The sequence below is a fragment of the Bacillus sp. FSL R5-0585 genome (assembly GCF_038004545.1).
Taxonomy (GTDB): domain Bacteria; phylum Bacillota; class Bacilli; order Bacillales; family Bacillaceae_G; genus Bacillus_A; species Bacillus_A cereus.
The window spans coordinates 4,040,001-4,042,500 of sequence record NZ_JBBORJ010000001.1; the positions used below are offsets into that span (position 1 = coordinate 4,040,001).

Consider the following 2,500-nt stretch of genomic DNA (forward strand, 5'->3'; position numbering starts at 1 on the left):
TCCGCTTCTCCATGTCCAGCACCTGGAACAATTAATTTCTCTTTTTCTACTTTTGCAGCATTATATACTTCATCTAACATTTCAAAAGGAACGAATGTATCAGCATCCCCATGAATGAACAGCATAGGTGTTTTACTTTTCGCTACTTGTTTTACAGCTGAAGCCTCTTCTAAATCGTAACCAGCTCTTAATTTAGTAACCGTATTTGCCGCATTCATAACAGGAAACTTTGGTAAGTGGAATAAATCTTTTAGTTGATAAGTAAATTCATCAATAACAGTTGAATATCCACAATCTTCAATAATAACTTTAACATTAGAAGGTAAATCTTCTCCTGAAGTCATCATTACAGTTGCCCCGCCCATTGAAACACCAAATAGAGCTATTTCAGCATTAGGGTCTTTCTTCAAGATTTGTTGAATCCAAATTAACACATCTTTACGATCATGCCAGCCCATACCAACATAATCCCCTTCACTATTTCCGTGTCCACGAAGGTCTGGTGCTATGACATTATAGCCTTGTTCATAAAAGTTACGAACATATTTCGTCATTTCTGATGCTCTACCATTGTATCCATGAACTACAATTGCCCATTTATGACTGGATGGTTCATTCATATATTCATAACCTTTTAAATTTAATTTATCGAAAGAACGTATAGTTAATGTGTTAGGTTTATACTTCGATACGAAGTTTGCATTCTTTTCTTCATTTGCAGCCAATACATCTCCCGACGCATTTACCGTTTCTACTAAATGAGGATTATCTTGCAAAAATTCTTTTTCTTGTTTCGCATTTAACGCGTAGTTATAAAAATAATTCCCAACTAACATATACACGATTACTAGAAGGACTAAGACTACTATAGTAATTATACTTATCTTTTTCATATTATCTCCTTTTCTAACTTAAATCTTCTTATATTAAAGTACATCAAAAACAACTGTACTATTTTAACACACTGATGAATCCTATCTTTAAGAAATAAAATAGAAAATCTTAAATTACATATAAAGAATCACGAAAGAAATTGAATAAAACTTATATAGCTACGTACTCAAAAACCTTTTTAAAAAGCGAGAAGCACTTCAAAATATTTAGCTTTAAAAAGAAGTTATAAAACACAAAAAAGACGAGTCATTCTGACTCGTCTTAAAGGTGCTTGGCGACGTCCTACTCTCACAGGGACAAGGTCCCAACTACCATCGGCGCTAGAGAGCTTAACTTCCGTGTTCGGTATGGGAACGGGTGTGACCTCTCTGCCATCATCACCAAACTATTGAAGGCATATTCCTTCAAAACTAGATAACATTTGCTACATATTATATGGTTAAGTCCTCGATCTATTAGTATTCGTCAGCTCCACATGTCACCATGCTTCCACCTCGAACCTATCAACCTGATCATCTTTCAGGGATCTTACTAGCTTACGCTATGGGAAATCTCATCTTGAGGGGGGCTTCATGCTTAGATGCTTTCAGCACTTATCCCTTCCGCACATAGCTACCCAGCTATGCCCTTGGCAGAACAACTGGTACACCAGCGGTGCGTCCATCCCGGTCCTCTCGTACTAAGGACAGCTCCTCTCAAATTTCCTACGCCCACGACGGATAGGGACCGAACTGTCTCACGACGTTCTGAACCCAGCTCGCGTACCGCTTTAATGGGCGAACAGCCCAACCCTTGGGACCGACTACAGCCCCAGGATGCGATGAGCCGACATCGAGGTGCCAAACCTCCCCGTCGATGTGGACTCTTGGGGGAGATAAGCCTGTTATCCCCGGGGTAGCTTTTATCCGTTGAGCGATGGCCCTTCCATGCGGAACCACCGGATCACTAAGCCCGACTTTCGTCCCTGCTCGACTTGTAGGTCTCGCAGTCAAGCTCCCTTATGCCTTTGCACTCTACGAATGATTTCCAACCATTCTGAGGGAACCTTTGGGCGCCTCCGTTACACTTTAGGAGGCGACCGCCCCAGTCAAACTGCCCACCTGACACTGTCTCCCGGGTCGATAAGACCCGTAGGTTAGAATTTCAATACAGTCAGGGCGGTATCCCACCAGCGCCTCCACCGAAGCTAGCGCTCCGGTTTCAATGGCTCCCGCCTATCCTGTACAAACTGTACCAAAATTCAATATCAGGCTACAGTAAAGCTCCACGGGGTCTTTCCGTCCTGTCGCGGGTAACCTGCATCTTCACAGGTACTATAATTTCACCGAGTCTCTGGTTGAGACAGTGCCCAAATCGTTACACCTTTCGTGCGGGTCGGAACTTACCCGACAAGGAATTTCGCTACCTTAGGACCGTTATAGTTACGGCCGCCGTTTACTGGGGCTTCAGTTCAGAGCTTCGCTTACGCTAACCCCTCTCCTTAACCTTCCAGCACCGGGCAGGTGTCACCCCCTATACTTCGCCTTACGGCTTCGCAGAGAGCTGTGTTTTTGCTAAACAGTCGCTTGGGCCTATTCACTGCGGCTTTCCGTTAAGAAAGCACCCC

At 43.2% G+C, this 2,500-nt stretch carries 1 protein-coding gene and 2 rRNA genes (2 of these 3 only partly in view); all 3 read right to left on the bottom strand.

The window, feature by feature from the left end:
• Window positions 1-893, bottom strand: partial view of an alpha/beta hydrolase gene (locus tag MKY38_RS20760; RefSeq protein ID WP_000723974.1) — the 5' portion only. 67 nt of this gene lie to the left of the window's left edge; 893 of the gene's 960 nt are visible here — the first part of the coding sequence; its start codon is at window positions 891-893; the stop codon falls past the left edge of the window.
• 270 nt (window positions 894-1,163) lie between these two features.
• Window positions 1,164-1,279: ribosomal RNA gene (rrf, locus tag MKY38_RS20765) — 5S ribosomal RNA — on the bottom strand.
• 50 nt (window positions 1,280-1,329) lie between these two features.
• A 23S ribosomal RNA gene (locus MKY38_RS20770) occupies window positions 1,330-2,500 on the bottom strand; it runs 1,751 nt beyond the window's last position.